This is a genomic window from Rivihabitans pingtungensis (assembly GCF_003201855.1).
In the GTDB taxonomy this organism is placed as follows: domain Bacteria; phylum Pseudomonadota; class Gammaproteobacteria; order Burkholderiales; family Aquaspirillaceae; genus Rivihabitans; species Rivihabitans pingtungensis.
Window position 1 is genome coordinate 21,889 of sequence record NZ_QJKI01000031.1, and the last position, 15,947, is coordinate 37,835.

General features: G+C 65.9%; 14 protein-coding genes. 5 read left to right on the top strand and 9 right to left on the bottom strand.

The window, feature by feature from the left end:
- Positions 1 to 106 precede the first annotated feature (106 nt).
- Together DFR34_RS15410 and recN are read left to right on the top strand one after the other, a co-directional pair.
- Positions 107 to 982 carry an NAD kinase gene (locus DFR34_RS15410; protein ID WP_110392047.1) on the top strand — a complete coding sequence of 292 codons (876 nt, stop codon included), beginning with the start codon at positions 107 to 109 and terminating at the stop codon, positions 980 to 982.
- Positions 983 to 1,011: 29 nt separating this feature from the next.
- Positions 1,012 to 2,673: a DNA repair protein RecN gene (recN, locus tag DFR34_RS15415; RefSeq protein WP_110392048.1), complete on the top strand. Its 1,662-nt coding sequence runs from the start codon at positions 1,012 to 1,014 to the stop codon at positions 2,671 to 2,673.
- Positions 2,674 to 2,769: 96 nt separating this feature from the next.
- Here recN and rraA read toward each other — a convergent pair whose 3' ends face one another.
- From rraA to rsxA, 9 genes are all read right to left on the bottom strand, one after another.
- Positions 2,770 to 3,249, bottom strand: coding sequence for a ribonuclease E activity regulator RraA (gene rraA, locus DFR34_RS15420; RefSeq protein WP_110392049.1), 480 nt, complete (start codon positions 3,247 to 3,249; stop codon positions 2,770 to 2,772).
- Positions 3,250 to 3,338: 89 nt separating this feature from the next.
- On the bottom strand, positions 3,339 to 4,838 hold the full coding sequence (locus DFR34_RS15425) for a DegQ family serine endoprotease (RefSeq protein WP_110392050.1): 1,500 nt from the start codon (positions 4,836 to 4,838) through the stop codon (positions 3,339 to 3,341).
- A gap of 4 nt (positions 4,839 to 4,842) precedes the next feature.
- Positions 4,843 to 5,508: an endonuclease III gene (nth, locus tag DFR34_RS15430; RefSeq protein ID WP_110392051.1), complete on the bottom strand. Its 666-nt coding sequence runs from the start codon at positions 5,506 to 5,508 to the stop codon at positions 4,843 to 4,845.
- Positions 5,505 to 6,203, bottom strand: coding sequence for an electron transport complex subunit E (locus DFR34_RS15435; protein ID WP_110392052.1), 699 nt, complete (start codon positions 6,201 to 6,203; stop codon positions 5,505 to 5,507). Before DFR34_RS15435 ends, nth begins: the two co-directional genes overlap by 4 nt.
- Positions 6,200 to 6,838 (bottom strand): electron transport complex subunit RsxG, encoded by a 639-nt coding sequence (gene rsxG, locus DFR34_RS15440; protein WP_110392053.1) that lies wholly within the window; start codon positions 6,836 to 6,838, stop codon positions 6,200 to 6,202. The genes DFR34_RS15435 and rsxG overlap by 4 nt, the downstream gene beginning before the upstream one ends.
- Complete coding sequence (locus DFR34_RS15445) at positions 6,835 to 7,845, bottom strand: RnfABCDGE type electron transport complex subunit D (RefSeq protein ID WP_211309452.1); 1,011 nt, start codon at positions 7,843 to 7,845, stop codon at positions 6,835 to 6,837. Before DFR34_RS15445 ends, rsxG begins: the two co-directional genes overlap by 4 nt.
- On the bottom strand, positions 7,842 to 9,974 hold the full coding sequence (gene rsxC / locus DFR34_RS15450) for an electron transport complex subunit RsxC (RefSeq protein ID WP_110392054.1): 2,133 nt from the start codon (positions 9,972 to 9,974) through the stop codon (positions 7,842 to 7,844). The genes DFR34_RS15445 and rsxC overlap by 4 nt, the downstream gene beginning before the upstream one ends.
- Positions 9,971 to 10,546 (bottom strand): electron transport complex subunit RsxB, encoded by a 576-nt coding sequence (gene rsxB / locus DFR34_RS15455; RefSeq protein WP_110392055.1) that lies wholly within the window; start codon positions 10,544 to 10,546, stop codon positions 9,971 to 9,973. The genes rsxC and rsxB overlap by 4 nt, the downstream gene beginning before the upstream one ends.
- A complete protein-coding gene (gene rsxA, locus DFR34_RS15460) occupies positions 10,543 to 11,130 on the bottom strand; it encodes an electron transport complex subunit RsxA (protein ID WP_110392056.1) in 588 nt (195 codons plus the stop codon). The genes rsxB and rsxA overlap by 4 nt, the downstream gene beginning before the upstream one ends.
- Positions 11,131 to 11,413: 283 nt before the next feature.
- On the opposite strand from rsxA, the gene DFR34_RS15465 reads away from it, so the two are divergent.
- From DFR34_RS15465 to DFR34_RS15475, 3 genes are all read left to right on the top strand, one after another.
- Entirely contained in the window at positions 11,414 to 12,790 is a 1,377-nt protein-coding gene (locus DFR34_RS15465; protein WP_110392057.1) for a sigma-54-dependent transcriptional regulator, read from the top strand.
- Positions 12,769 to 14,805 (top strand): sensor histidine kinase, encoded by a 2,037-nt coding sequence (locus DFR34_RS15470; RefSeq protein ID WP_110392058.1) that lies wholly within the window; start codon positions 12,769 to 12,771, stop codon positions 14,803 to 14,805. The genes DFR34_RS15465 and DFR34_RS15470 overlap by 22 nt, the downstream gene beginning before the upstream one ends.
- A gap of 705 nt (positions 14,806 to 15,510) precedes the next feature.
- Positions 15,511 to 15,819 carry an acyltransferase family protein gene (locus tag DFR34_RS15475; protein ID WP_110392059.1) on the top strand — a complete coding sequence of 103 codons (309 nt, stop codon included), beginning with the start codon at positions 15,511 to 15,513 and terminating at the stop codon, positions 15,817 to 15,819.
- The last annotated feature ends 128 nt before the right edge of the window (positions 15,820 to 15,947 follow it).

Sequence of the window (15,947 nt, forward strand, 5' to 3'; positions counted from 1 at the left end):
CACGCGCCTTGCGTGCCTGCCATGTGCTGCACAAATCCACCCGAATTTGACCTGACGCCGTGCAAGCAGCTTGGCGTGACTGTCCGCAAATGATTTAATTCGCCCCATGAATTCCATGTTCAAGCGTGTGGCGCTGGTCGCCCGACACAGCAAGCCCCAGGTGGTCGCTTCACTGATCTCACTGGCTGATTTTCTGACTACGCATGGTCTGACCGTGCTGGTGGACCGTGACAGCGTGTCGCATGCCGATGCCGGTCGCTACCCATTGGTCGATCGTGCGGACCTGGGCAAACTGGCCGATCTGGCCATTGTGCTGGGCGGCGATGGCACCATGCTGTCGGTAGCGCGTCTACTGGCGCCATACAACACGCCCATGGTGGGGGTGAACCAAGGCCGGCTGGGCTTTATGACCGACATCTCACTGCATGAGATGTTCACCACCATCGAGGCTATCTTGCATGGTGAATTCGTGCCGGAAGACCGCATCCTGCTCAATGCCAGCGTGCAGCGCGACGGTGTGGAAGTAGCCAGCACCCTGGCGTTTAATGACGTAGTGTTCAGCCGTGGCGCCACCGGCTCGATGATCGAATTCGAGATTTTTATCGACAAGCAGTTTGTCTACAGCCAGCGCTCGGACGGCCTGATTGTCTCCACCCCCACCGGCTCCACCGCCTATTCACTGGCCGCTGGCGGCCCTATTCTGCATCCCACCATCCCGGCCATCACCCTGGTGCCGATCTGCCCGCAATCGCTGTCCAACCGGCCGATTGCGGTGAACGACAGCAGCCTGGTTGAGTTTGTGCTGACCCGTGGCGTGGATAGCCGGGTACATTTTGATGGCCAATCACACTGCGGCCTGCAAGAAATGGATCGCGTGCTGATTCGCCGCTACCGCAACCCGCTGCGCATCCTGCACCCGGTTGGCTACAACTACTACGATATGCTGCGCCACAAACTGCATTGGGGCGAACGCCTGCTCTGATTTTGCGACCGCAACCCGGATCTCACGCCATGCTGCTCTCGCTCGCCATCCGCGACTTTGTCATTGTTGACACCCTGGAACTGGATTTCACCGCCGGCTTTACCGTGCTCACCGGCGAAACCGGCGCCGGCAAATCCATCATCATCGACGCCCTGTCGCTGCTCTTGGGCGGCCGTGGCGACGGCAGCCTGGTGCGCGCCGGCTGCGAGCGCGCCGAGCTCTCGGCCCGCTTTGACCTGGCCCGACTGCCGGTGCTGGCCGACTGGCTTGCCGAACAAGCGCTGGCCGACGAAGGCGGCGAATTGCTGGTGCGGCGCATGCTGGACGCCAGCGGCCGCTCGCGCTGTTTTCTGAATGGCCGCGCCGCCACCCTGGCGCAACTGAAAACCGCGGGCGAATGGCTGGTGGACATCCACGGCCAGCACGCCCACCAATCGTTGGTCAAACCCGATACCCAGCGCGAACTCCTGGATGCCTACGCCCAGTCGGGTGAATTGGTCGCCAGCGTGGCCGAACGCCATCGCATCTGGCAGGACGCCCGCCAGGCGCGGCTGGACGCCGAGCAACACGCCGCCGCCTATGCGCTGGAGCGCGAGCGGCTGACCTGGCAAATCAACGAAGTCAACGAACTGAATCCGCAGCCGGGCGAATGGGACACCCTGGGTCAGCAGCACCAGCGACTGGCCAACGCCGCCGAATTGCAAGACGAAGCACGCCATGCGCTGAACGCGCTGTCTGACGACGAGGGCAATCTGATTTCCGCCGTGGCGCAGCTGCAAGGCCGTTTGACCCGCTTTGCCGGCGTGGATACCCGGCTGGCGCCGGTGGCGGCGCTGCTGGACTCGGTGGACGCCGAATTGCGCGAGGCGCTGTACGCCCTGCGCGACTATGTGGAAGACATCGAACAAAACCCGGAAGAACTCGCCCAAGTCGAAAAACGCATCGACGCCCTGCACGCCTGCGCGCGCAAATTCCGCCTGCGCCCGGAAGACCTGCCGCAGCGCCTGGCCGACTGGCGTCAGCAATTGGCTGAGCTGGACAATGTCGCCGACCTGGATGGCCTTTTGGCCAATGAGGCCGAAGCGCTGAGCGCGCTGCGTGAAGCTGCTGAGGTGCTGTCCGCCCGGCGACGCCGCGCCGCCAGTGAGCTGGCCGAGCGCATCAGCGCCGAAATGCACACCCTGGCCATGGCCGGCAGTCGTTTTGACATTGTGCTGACCCCACTGGCCACCCCCAGCGCGCACGGCGCCGAAAGCGTGGAATACCAAGTCGCCGCCAACGCCGGCTCGCCGTTGCGTCCGCTGGCCAAGGTGGCTTCTGGCGGCGAGCTGTCGCGCATCAGCCTGGCCTTGCAAGTGGTCACCAGCGCGGTGGCGGCAGTGCCGACGCTGATTTTTGACGAAGTGGACGTCGGCATCGGCGGCCGGGTGGCCGAAGTGGTCGGCAAGCTGCTCCAGCGTCTGGGTGAGCAATATCAGGTGCTGTGCATTACCCACCTGCCGCAAGTGGCGGCGCGTGGCGATGTGCAATGGCAGGTGTCCAAATCCGGCGAGGGTGAGGCCGGTGCGGTGATCAGCCGCATCCGGCCCTTGTCCAGCAAGGAGCGGGTGGAAGAGATTGCCCGCATGCTGGGCGGCGAGCAGATTACCGCCACCACCCGTCGTCACGCGCGGGAGATGTTGGCGGGGTAGTGAGGCGGGGTTGAGGGCGGGATGGCATCCCGTCCTCGTCCCGCCAGTGTTGTCTTGCCAAAGAATCCGGTAGAAGAACAACCCACCGAATGCTGTTTACAGCAGCGGGGCGGCGCTGACGATCACGCCGTCTTCATCGGCGTACAGCCAGTCGCCGGGGGTGAAGGTCACGCCGCCGAAAGTCACCGGGATGTCGACATCGCCGACGCCCTTTTTGATGGATTTGAGCGGGTGGGTGTCCAGCGCGCGCACGCCAATCGGCAGGCCGTTGATGGCGGCAGAGTCGCGGATGCAGCCATACACCACAATGCCGGCCCATTGGTTTTTCACCGCCAGTTCGGCGATCTGGTCGCCCACCAGCGCGCAGCGCAGCGAGCCGCCGCCGTCCACCACCAGCACGCGGCCGGCGCCCGGCTTGGCCAGGGTGTCGCGCACCAGCGAATTGTCTTCAAACAGTTTCAGCGTGACCACCTGGCCGCTGAACTTCACCTGGCCGCCAAACTGCTTGAACATCGGCGCCACCACGCGCAGATGGTCGCTGTGGGCGTCGCACAGGTCGGTGGTTTGAAAGCTCATGATTCATCCTTTGTCGTCTGAGAGGGAGGGAAGCGCCACCCGCTGGCGCGCCGGTCTGCGCCGGCTGACGACAGGCGGGCAGCGGCGGGTTATTCGCGCAGGCGCAGCGGCAGGAACAGCGTGCTGTCGCCACGGCGCACCAACAGCGCCACGGCGTCGCCCTGCAACAGGCCGGCAAAGGTTTTCAGCTCGCTCACCGGGCTGTGGTTGACCGCCAGAATCACATCGCCAGCGCTCAGTCCGGCCTTGGCGGCCAGGCCGCTGGCTTTTTCCACCAGCAGGCCGCTGCTCAGGCCGGAGTCGGCGCGTTGTTCGCGGCTGAGTTCGCTGACGGCCAGACCGATTTTGTCAAAGCTCATTTTTGGTGCGGCTTGTGTCTGGGGTTTTTCGTTGGCAGCACGTTCGCTGCTGGCCAGCTCGCCCAGCACCACGTCCAGGGTTTTTTCTTCGCCCTTGCGCCACAGCGTCAGCTTGGCCTTGCTGCCCGGCGCCTTGGCGCCCACCAGCATCGGCAGGTCTTTTGAGCTTTCCACTTTCTTGCCATCAAACGCCAGCACAATATCGCCCACCTGCACGCCGGCCTTGGCCGCCGCGCCATTGGGTTCGATATTGACGATCAGCGCGCCCTCGGCATTCGGGCGGCCAAACGAGCGGGCCAGCTCTTGCGACAGCTCCTGAATATGCACGCCCAGCTGGCCACGGCTGACCTTGCCCTTGGTTTTCAGCTGCTCGGCCACGCCCACGGCGATGTCGATGGGGATGGCGAAAGAAATGCCCATAAAGCCGCCGGAGCGGCTGTAAATCTGCGAATTGATGCCTACCACTTCGCCGCGCAGATTGAACAGCGGGCCGCCCGAGTTGCCGGGGTTGATCGCCACGTCGGTCTGGATAAAGGGCACATAGTTTTCGTCGGGCAGGCTGCGGCCCTTGGCCGAGACAATGCCGGCGGTGACGGTGTTGTCAAAGCCAAACGGCGCGCCAATCGCCGCCACCCATTCGCCCACTTTCAGCGTGGCCGGCGCGCCGATCTTGACCTTGGGCAGGCCGCTGGCGTCGATTTTGAGCACCGCCACATCGGTGCGCTTGTCCACGCCAATCACCTTGGCCTTGAATTCGCGCTTGTCGTTGAGCTTGACCTGCACCTGGCTGGCACCGGCCACCACGTGGGCATTGGTCAGCAAATAGCCATCTTCAGACAAGATAAAGCCCGAGCCATACGACACGCTTTCGCGTTCGCGCGGTTGTTGCTGGCGCGGTGCGCCATTGGGCGGCACAAAGCGCTTGAAGAACTCAAAGAACGGGTCGTCTTCCGGAATCGGGAAGGGGAAGGGCGAGTCTTCTTCGTCTTCCATGCGGTTGGCGCTGATATTGACCACTGCCGGGCCTTCGCGCTCGACCAGTTGGGTGAAGTCGGGCAGCAGCATATTCACCTGGCCACCCTGGCCAGGAATCGCCACGGGCGCCTGACTGGAGGACGAACCAGAAAAATAATCACGCAGCTGTTGCAGGCGGTCGCAGCCGGACAAGGCGCCGATCAGCGCCAGCGACAACACCAGGGGACGAATGCGAGTCAGGGTCACGGGATACATCCTTTCAGTCTGCGGCATCGGGCAGCGGCGCCGGCGTCTGGCTGGTGCGCGCCGGATACTCGCACAAATCGGCAATCACACAGGCTTCGCACAAGGGCTTGCGCGCCTTGCACACATAGCGGCCGTGCAGAATCAGCAAATGGTGGGCGTCCATGCGGTAGGCCTTGGGCGTCCATTTGACCAGGCGGTCTTCCACCTCGCGCACCGTCTCGCCCGGCGCCAGCCGGGTGCGGTTGGCCACCCGAAAAATATGGGTGTCCACCGCGATGGTGGGGTGGCCAAAGGCGGTGTTCAGAATCACATTGGCGGTTTTGCGGCCCACGCCGGGCAGCGCTTCCAGCGCGGCGCGCTCGGCCGGCACCTCGCCGCCATGGCGCTCCAGCAGCAGCCGACAGGTTTCGATCAGATGGCGCGCCTTGCTGCGGTACAGGCCAATGGTCTTGATATAGGGTTCCAGTCCTTCGATTCCAAGGGCCAGCATCGCCGCTGGGGTATTGGCCACCGGAAACAGCTTGCGGGTGGCTTTATTGACGCCAACGTCAGTCGCCTGCGCCGACAGCAGCACGGCGGTGAGCAGCTCAAACGGCGATTGATATTCCAGCTCGGTGGTGGGCGCCGGGATCGCCTGGGCCAGCCGGGCGTAAATGGCCGCGCGTTTGTCGGCGTTCATGCCTGTTCTCCCTGCAGCGGGGCCGGCGCTGGCGTGCGCGCCGGCCGCGCCTCCCACCATTGCTTGCCGGCAATCAACAGAGCCAGGCCGATAAACGCCCCCGGCGGCAGCATGGCCAGCAAAAACTGATAGTGCGCCGACTCTGGGATCAGATGTATCACCCAGCCGCGCGCCGATTCGCCCAGCACCAGCTCCAGCCCGGACAGCAGCGTGCCCTTGCCAAACAGCTCGCGCAGCCCGCCCAGCACCGCCAGCACCAGGGTCAGCCCCAGGCCCATCATCACCCCGTCCAGCGCCGCGTGTGGCACCGGATTGCGCGAGGCAAACGCCTCGGCGCGCGCCAGCACAATGCAGTTGGTGGTGATCAGCGGGATAAAAATCCCCAGCACGGCGTACAGCTCAGGCAGGCCGGCGCGCATCAGCAGCTCCACCAGCGTCACCAGCGCGGCAATCAACAAGATAAACACCGGATTGCGGATTTCATTGGGCACCCAGTGGCGCACGCTGGCAATCAGCGCGCTGGACAAGCCGGTGACCAGTGCGGTGGCCAGGCCCAGGCTGACGCCGTTCACCACGCTGCTGCTTACCGCCAGCACCGGGCACAGCCCAAGCAATTGCACCAGCCCGGCGTTTTGTCGCCACAGGCCATCGCCGATAATGCCGCGCGCGGCGTCGCCGCTGATCCATTGGCTCATGGTTGTTTGCCCTCGTTGTGCTCTGCCGGCAGCCGCGCCAGCACATTGGCCGCGCGGCCAACGGCGGCGGTGACGGCGCGCGCGCTGATGGTGGCGCCGGCCATGGCGTCAAATGGGCCGCCGTCTTTTTTGACCTGCCAGCGCAGGCCGTCGCTGATGCGGCGGCCGATGAACTGCTGGCTCCATGGGCTGCGCGCGGCGTCGATATAGTCGCCCAACCCCGGGGTTTCCCGGTGTTCGGTCACCCGCACGCCGCTGATGACGCCATTGGCGTCCACCCCCACCAGCATGCGGATGGCGCCGGCGTAGCCATTTGGGGCCACCGATTCCACCACCCAGCCGCTGAACTGGCCGCCGCGTCGGGCGCGGTGCGCGACGGCGGGCAGGCGCAGGCCCAGCAGCGCGGCGTCGGCCTCGCTCAGCGCCACGCTGTCGGCCAGCACATCGTTATCAAAGCTGCCGGCCGGCAGCACCTGCGCCAGCGTGGCGCGGCGGCTGGCCTCGGCGTAGTCGCGCAAGGTGTCGCGGGTAAGCGCTTCCACCGCTGCCAGCAGGGCGGCGCACACCAGGGCAAACAGCGCCAGGCGCAGGCCGCTGGCGCGCGCGCGTTGAACCGCATCGTGCAGGGCGCTCATCGCCGGCCTCCGGGCTGGCGCTGGCCAAAGGCCGGCGCGCGGGTGTGCAGGTCGATGAACGGCGCGCACAAATTCATCAGCAGCACGGCAAACGCCACCGCGTCCGGGTAGCCGCCCCAGGTGCGTATCACCCAGGTCAGCGCGCCAATGCCGGCGCCAAACCACAGCCGGCCGCGCGCGCTGCTGGGCGCGGTGACCGGGTCGGTGGCGATAAACCAGGCGCCCAGCTGGGTGGCGCCGGCCAGCAGATGAAACAGCGGGCTGGCGTAACGCTCGGCGTCCAGCAGGTGGGCCAGGGCGGCTAGCACGGTCAGCGTGGCCAGCATGGCCAGCGGCGCTTGCCAGCGCAGCACGCCGCGCGCGCCCAGCGCCAGCCCGCCAGCCAACCAGGCCAGGGCCAGCAAGGCCTGATCCAGGCTCACCGGCCACGGCCCGGCCAGCAGCACGCCCAGGGTCTGGCCGTTCAGCAAGCCGGTGCGCACTGCGTCCAGCGGCGTGGCCCCGGCCAGCGCGTCGGCGCTCAGGCCGGCCGGCAGGTCGCGGGTGAGCACGTACAGCAGCTGATCGCCGCCGCTGAGCGCGGCGTGCGGCGTCCATTGCGACATCTGCGCCGGAAACGACACCATCATCACCGCAAACGCCACCATGGCCGGGTTGAACAGATTATTGCCCAGCCCGCCGTACAGCTGCTTGGCCACCACAATGGCAAAAAACGCGCCCACCACCACCAGCCACCACGGCCCCAGCGGCGGAAAAGTCAGCCCGATCAGCGCGCCAGTCAGCAGCGCGCTGCCATCCAGCACAAAGCGGCGCGCCGGCAGGCCGCGCGCGCGCAGCATGGCCGCTTCGCACAGCAGCGCGGCGGCGCTGGCCAGCAGGATTTGCAGCCACACCGCCGGGCCATGCAGCGCGCTGTGCAGCAGCGCGCCGGGCAGCAGCGCGGCCAGCACCCACAGCATCACCTGGCGCACGCTTTTGGGTTGGGCAAGAAAAGGAGAAGACATCATTGCGGTTCACTGTTCGGGGGGGGGGCGGCCTTGGCCGCCTGTTCGGCGCGACGCGCGGCGGCGCGGGCCATGGCGGCTTCGATGGCGGCGCGCTTGGCGTCGTCGCTTGGCGCGGTAGTGGGCGCGGCACTGTCTGCCTTGGCGGCGGCTTGTTCGGCTTTGCGGGCGGCGGCACGGGCCATGGCCGCTTCAATCGCAGCGCGTTTGGCATCGTCGCTCGGCGCAGCAGCGGGCGCGGCGCTGTCTGCCTGGGCGGCGGCTTGTTCGGCTTTGCGGGCGGCCGCGCGGGCCATCGCTGCTTCAATCGCGGCGCGCTTGGCATCGTCACTTGGCGCCGTAGCGGACGCGGCGCTGTCTGCCTTGGCGGCGGTTTGCTCGGCTTGACGGGCGGCGGCGCGCGCCATCGCCGCTTCAATCGCGGCGCGTTTGGCGTCGTCGCTCGGCGCAGCAGCGGGCGCGGCGCTGTCTGCCTTGGCGGCGGCTTGCTCGGCTTTGCGGGCGGCCGCGCGGGCCATGGCGGCTTCGATGGCGGCGCGTTTGGCGTCGTCGCTTGGCGCCGCAGCGGACGCGGCGCTGTCTGCCTTGGCGGCGGTTTGCTCGGCTTGACGGGCGGCGGCGCGCGCCATCGCCGCTTCAATGGCCGCGCGTTTGCCGGCGTCGTCGGCGCTGGGGGCGTCGGCGGCGGTGGCTGTGCTGGCGGCGGCTTGGCTGGCCAGGGCGGCGCTGCGCTGGGCCAGGCGTTCGGCTTTTTCGGTTTTGTCGCGCTCCAGGCGGAACTGGCGGAATTCATGGCGCTGGCGGGCGCGCTCGGCGGCTTTTTTGTCGCGGTCGCTGGCCCACAGTTCGCTTTTGGCAAAGCGGTAATAGTCCACCAAGGGAATCTGGCTGGGGCAGACATAGCTGCACGCGCCGCATTCGATGCAGTCAAACAAATGGGCGTCGCGCGCCTTGTCAAACTGGCGCGCCTTGGCGAACCAGTGCAAGTCCATCGGCTGCAATTCGGCCGGGCACACCTGGGCGCAGTCGCCGCAGCGGATGCACGGCATGGCCGGCGGGCGCTGCGGAAACAGCGCCGGACTGGCGGCTATCAGGCAGTTGCTGGCCTGGGTGAGGCCGGCGCTGGCGTCGGGCAGGGCAAAGCCCATCATCGGCCCGCCCATGATGATCTGGTCGCTGTCCGCCTGGCGGCCGGCTTCGGCCAGCAGCCAGTCGGCCGGCGTGCCCAGCAGCGCTTCGACATTGCCCGGGCGCGCCACTGCGCCGGTCAGCGTCACCAGCCGCTGGATGGCCGGTTCGCCATGCTCCAGCGCGCGGGCGGCGGTGTAGAGGGTGGCCACGTTCAGGCACTGCACGCCAAATTCGGTCGAGCGCCGCCCGGCCGGCACCGCCTTGCCGGTCAGCAGGTGGATCAGCTGCTTGGCGCCGCCGCTGGGGTAGAGGGTGGGGATGACCACCACGTTAAACCCGCTGCCGGCGCAGGCGGCGCGCATGGCGGCAATCGCTTGTGGTTTATTGTCTTCAATGCCAATCAACACCTGGCGCGCCTCGGTCAGTTGGGCGGCCAGGGCGATGCCGGCGACGATGCCGCTGGCGCGTTCGCGCATCAGCCGGTCGTCGCAGGTGATATAGGGCTCGCACTCGGCGCCGTTGACCACCAGGGTGTCCAGCCCGCGTCGGGCCAGCTTGAGGTGGGTGGGGAACAGCGCGCCGCCCAGGCCGGCCACGCCACGCGCTTGCAGGGTGTCCAGCACTTGCACCGGGTCGGCGTGGCGCCAGTCCAGCGGGGTGAGTTCGATCCAGCGTTCGTCGCCGTCCGGCTCCAGCTCGATGCCGGGGCCGTTCAGCCCGGAGGGGTGGGCCAGCGGCAGCGGGCCGATGGCGCGCACCACGCCCGAGGTGGGCGCGTGCACCGCCACCGACATGGCGCCGTCGGCGTCGGCCAGGCGCTGACCCTTGAGCACGCGCTGGCCGACGCTGACGCAGGGCCGCGCGGGCGCGCCCATGCTTTGCACCAGCGACAGGCGCAGCAGCGGCGGCAGGCCGGCGGCGCGGATTGGTGCTTCGCTGGACTGTTGTTTGTGTTCGGGCGGATGCACGCCGCCATGAAACGGCGTCAGCGTGGGGGTCATGGGTGCGGGTCCTGTGGGGCGGCGGCCATCATCACCACCGGGTAGCGCCATTTCCAGGTGCGTGGGGTGTCGGCCAGCGGCTGCATGCTGATGCAGTCCACCGGACAGGGCGGCAGGCACAGCTCACAGCCGGTGCATTCGCTGGCGATGACGGTGTGCATCAGCTTGGAGGCGCCGACAATGGCGTCCACCGGGCAGGCCTGGATGCACAGCGTGCAGCCGATGCACGAGCTTTCGTCAATGCGCGCCACCGCCTTGGGTTTGGGCTGCGCCGCGCCTTCGGCAAACGGCTTGAATTCGCGCCCGAGCAGCTCGGCCAGCTTGCGGATGCCGTCCTCGCCGCCGGGTGGGCATTGGTTGATGTCGGCTTCGCCAGCGGCAATCGCCGTGGCGTAGGGCCGACAGCCGGGGTGGCCGCATTGGCCGCATTGGGTTTGCGGCAGGATGGCGTCGATTTTGTCCACCAGCGGGTCGCCGTCCACTTTAAAGCGCACGGCGGCAAAGCCCAGTAGCGCGCCCAGCAGCAGGCCCAGGCCCACCAGCACGGCCAGCGTCAGCAGCGCGCCGCTCATCGCGTCAGCCCGGCAAAGCCGGCAAACGCCAGGCTCATCAGCCCGGCGGTCACCAGCGCAATCGGCGCGCCGCGAAACGGCGCCGGCACATCAGCGCCTTCCAGCCGCTCGCGCAGCGCGGCAAACAGCACCAGCACCAGCGAAAAGCCCAGCGCGCTGCCCAGGCCGAACAACAGCGCCTCAGCAAAGCTGTGGCCTTGCTGGGCGTTGAGCAGCGGCACGCCCAATACCGCGCAGTTGGTGGTGATCAAGGGCAAGTAGATGCCCAGCGCCTGATACAGCACCGGGCTGGTTTTGTGGATGACCATTTCGGTGAACTGCACGATGGCGGCAATCACCACAATAAAGGCAATGGTGCGCAGGTATTCCAGCCCGGCGGCCAGCAACAACAGGTTGAGCAGGTGGCTGGCGCCCGAGGCCAGGGTAAGCACAAAGGCGGTGGCGGCGCCCATGCCGATGGCGGCGTCGAGTTTTTTCGACACGCCCATGAACGGGCACAAACCAAGAATGCGCACCAGCACCACATTGTTGACCAGCACCGCGCCAACAATAATCAGGAGATAGTGGCTGAAATCCAGCGTCATGAAAAATGTCCTGCGCCGCCCTGTTGGTACAGCGGCGGCGCGTCCGGCCGGGGCCGGGCAGTGTTCGGGGTGAGGCGGGCGGCCTGCGCCGTCCGTCGGATGCGCCGGCAGACATGCCGGACGGGCAATATTATCCGACGGCATCGGTCGGGTTTCAACCGTGATGCAGTCATCCCCCCGACGCGGCCCGGCATGTGTTGGCCATCGCGGCTTGGCCGCTTACCTTTGCTATTATTGTGGTTTTTGGTCTGACCCCCGCGCCCGGGGGCTTCCGGAGCGCCTCATGCCCCCCAACGCAGCTTCTTCTGACGAACTGGCCGACTGGCACATGCACTCGGTGCTGGTGGTTGACGACGAACCCGGCATGGTCAATTTTTTGCGCCGCGCCCTGGCCGCCCGCTGCGGCGTGCTGGACAGCGCTGGCGACGTGGCCTCGGCCGCCGCGCTATTGCAGCGCCAGCATTACGATCTGATCATTCTGGATATCTCCCTGCCCGGCGGGCGCAGCGGCACGCAATGGCTGCACGAGCTGCGCGGCGAGGGCTTTGCCGGCGATGTGGTGCTGATGACCGCCTACGCCGACCTGGACACCGCCATCGACGCCCTGCGCGCGGGCGCGGCGGATTTCTTGCTCAAGCCGTTTTCGCTGGCGCAGCTGCTGAATGCGGTCAAACGTTGCTTTGAGCGCTCGCGCCTGCAACAGGAAAACTACGTGCTGCGCCGCGAAGTCACCGCCCAGGGCGGGCTGGAAGGGCTGGTTGGCCAGTCCGAGGCGATGCGCCTGGTGTGCGAGCGGCTCAAGCGCATTGCGCCGACGCCGTCCACCGTGCTGCTGCTGGGTGAATCCGGCACCGGCAAGGAGGTGGCGGCGCGCGCGCTGCACCGCATGAGCCCGCGCGCCGATGGGCCGTTTGTGCCGGTGAATTGCGCGGCGATTGCTGCGGATTTGATCGAGTCCGAGCTGTTTGGCCATGTCAAAGGCGCGTATTCCGGCGCCAGCAGCAGCCGGGAAGGGCTGTTTTACTACGCGCGCGGCGGCACGTTGTTTCTGGATGAAATCGGCGAATTGCCGCTGGCGGCGCAGGCCAAGCTGTTGCGCGCGCTGGAAGAGCGCCGGGTGCGGCCGGTGGGCTCCGAGCAGGAAATCCCGGTCAACGCCCGCGTGGTGGCGGCCACCAACCGCGATCTGGCGCAAGAAGTCGCCGCCGGGCGTTTTCGCCAGGATTTGTATTACCGCCTGCAAGTGATGGAAATCGAACTGCCGGCGCTGCGCGAGCGCCCGGAAGACATCCCGGAACTGATCAACCACTTCACCCGCCAACTGGCCGGCCAGTTGGGCGTGCCGCCGGTTCACCCTGACGCGGCGAGCTTGCGCCGGCTGCAAGGCTACGACTGGCCGGGCAATGTGCGCGAATTGCGCAATCTGGTCGAGCGCTCGCTGATTTTTGGCTATTACGACCTCAAGCCCGAGCCGGCCAGCGCCGCTGCCGAGGCTGGCGCCGCGTTGCCGGCGCAGCCGGAGGTGTTGCTGGAGGCGGTGGAAAAACGCCATATCCTGGCCGTGCTCAACGCCTGCGGCGGCAATAAGTCCGAGGCGGCCCGGCAGTTGGGCGTGTCGCGCAAAACGCTGGACCGTAAATGCAACGCCTGGGGGGTGTAAGCCGGGTCAGCGGCGGCGGCTGGCGGGCGCCGTCGATCCGCCTGCGCCTGTTGGCGTTGGCGCTGGCGCCGCTGGCCATGGTGCTGCCGGTGCTGGTGGCGATTCTGGCTTCGTGGGGCAGTGAATATTTTGACCGGCTGATGGTCACCAAGGTGCGCAGCGATCTGGCGGTGGCGCATGGCTATTTTGAGCGGGTGCAGGCCGGCGTCGGCCACGCCGTGCAGGCGCTGGCTGGCTCTGAGCGGCTGGCGCGCGCGCGCCGCGCTCACGACGCCGGCGCGCTCAACACCCTGCTGGCCGACGCGCGCACCCAGTTGCAGCTGGATTTTTTGCTGCTGCTGGACGCCCACGGCTGCCTGCCGGATGCCCGCCCGGCCTTGTGCCTGGCGGACTGGCCGGTGGAGCGGGCCGCCCTGGCCGGCCAGGGGCGCACCGAGTTGGATGTGTTCTCGCCCACCTTGCTGGCGCAATTGTCCCCCGGCCTGGCCGGGCAGGCGGCGATGGCGCTGCGCCCGAATGACAAGGCGGCGCCCACCACGCGCAGCCAGGAAAATCGCGGCTTGCTGATTCACACCGCCGCACCGGTGCTGGACGCCGACGGCCGCTTGCAGGGCGTGCTGGCCGGCGGCGTGCTGCTCAACCGCAATCTGGAATTCATCGATCACCTCAACGCCGTGGTGTATCCGCGCGACGCCTTGCCGTTTGGCAGCCAGGGCACCGCCACGCTGTTTTTGGGCGATGTGCGGGTGGCCACCAATGTGCGGCTGTTTGCCGGCGAGCGCGCCATCGGCACCCGCGTGTCGGCCACCGTCAATCAGGCGGTGTTGCAGGAAGGCGGGGTGTGGCTGAATCGGGCGTTTGTGGTGCAGGACTGGTATGTGTCTGGTTATATGCCCTTGATGGACAGCCATCAGCGCCGGGTGGGCATGTTGTACGTGGGCTTTCTGGAAGAACCGCTGGTGCGCGCCAAGCGTGCGGCGCTGGGGCTGGTGGTGGCCTTGTTCATTGTGGTGATGGGCGGCGCCAGCCTGCTGGCGGTGTGGTGGGCGCGCGGCATCTACCTGCCCATCCAGCGCATGCAGGCCACCATGCGCGCCTGGGGCGCCGGCAAGCTCAGCGCCCGCGTCGGCCCGCTCACCCCGCTGGACGAAATGGCCGAACTGGCCCGCCACTTCGACCGGCTGCTGGATCAGCTGCAATCGCAAACCGAGGCGCTGCAACAATGGGGCAATGCGCTGGATGGCGAGGTGGCGCGGCGCACCCAGGATTTGTCGCAGGCACTGGCCGATTTGCGCTCGGCCCAGCATCAGCTGGTGCGCCAGGAAAAACTCGCCGCCATGGGCCAGCTGACCGCTGGCGTGGCGCACGAAATCAATAACCCGGTGGCAGTGATCCAGGGCAATCTGGACATCCTGATCGACGTGCTCGGCCCACAGGGCTGCGAGCCGGTGCGCGACGAAATCCGCCTGATCCGCGAGCAGATTCACCGCATACGCATGATTGTCGCCAAGCTCTTGCAGTTTTCCCGGCCAACTGAATATGTCGGCTATCTGGAGCCGATTGCGCTGGACGCGCTGGTGCAGGACGGCCTGCTCTTGGTGGGCCATCTGCTGCGCCGCACTTCGATTGCCATTACCCAGCAGCTGGATTCGTCGCGCCTGGTGGTGGGCAATAAGGGCGAGCTGCAACAGGTGTTGATCAATCTGCTGGTCAACGCCATTCAAGCCATGCCGGAAGGCGGGGTGTTGACGCTGTCCAGCGAGGATTGGGACGAGGCCGGCATGCCCATCGGTGTGCGCCTGTCGGTGAGCGACACCGGCCCCGGCATCCCGCCCGCGCATCTGGACAAGCTGTTTCAGCCGTTTTTCACTGCGGACAAGGCGGACGGCAATGGCCTGGGCCTGTGGGTGAGCCAGGGCATTGTCGAGCGCTACGGCGGCAACCTCACCGCCGCCAATCGCCCGGAAGGCGGCAGTTGTTTTACCGTGTGGCTGCGGCTGGAGGCGCTGGGCTAGCCGTGTTTGGTCTGCGGCGCCCACGTTGAGCGTTGCTCATAAAACCGGCCTGGCGTTGTTGTGTGACCTTGCCGCACTTCTCGTCTTGTGTGTGCTCGCACACCTGGCCAGGCCCGTTGCGCTGGGTTTTGTGAGCGGCTCTTAGCCAAAACCATAAGCGCACACCTATTTGCCTCGCTCGCCAGTGTGCAGCGTGTCCGTATTCCCCTCTGGTTAGCGTGGTTTTTCTCGTGTGCCTTTTCTCTACTTGGCGCGGCTTACAAAACTCCTGGCGTGATTGCACGTCCCCGTACTGTCTGCGGTCGCGCGCCTAGCCAGGATCGCTTTGCTGGGGTTTGTGAGCCGCGCTTAATGCAGTCTATTGCACCTGTTGTTGGGTATGCTACGTATATTTACTTGGTGTCTGTGAGTTACCACAAATTCGTGGCAGAAATTTTGATTCCGAGTGGCTTCTTAAGCCAAGTTAATGCTAGGATAGCCCGCTTTTCGCTGCAGTCCATGCTGACGCATGTTATGGCAAGTCTGACATGGTGTCTTGTCAAATCATGCCGTGCCTGAAGCTGGGTTGTATAAGATTTAATACGTTGGTATTGCTTGGGGGTTTTGGGGTCAGGCATATTCGACCAATGTAAATATTGTTTTTCAGGCTACATTCTTTAGGTGGGTGGGTAAAAAACACACCCGCTTCTTTGAGAATGTCTGTTGATGCTGTTTGAACGGGTAACCATGAAGTTTGATTCACTTGAGTCTTTGCGCGGCGTGGCCGCCTTGCTGGTTGCGCTGAGCCATTCCAGTTTCTTGTATGGTCAGCAGCATGTCTTTATCGCCAATGCGGGCGTGTTTGTTGACTTTTTCTTTGTGCTGTCTGGCTTTGTCATGGCGTTTGCCTATTTTGACAAAGTTCGTGAAGGCATGCCGTTTTCCCGATTCATCCTGCTGCGTTTTGGCCGTCTGTACCCCTTGCATCTGCTCACCCTGTTGCTATGGGTGCCTTACGTGCTGGCCAAGGGCTAGAGCATGTTCTGAACCATCCCAACAACATCAGGAAGGTGCGGCAGCATCAACATGGCAAACGCCACGTAATGTAATCCAGCCAGCGTCTGCGGCAGCTTCTCGTAAGCTCTGGCCAAACGCCGGAAGCG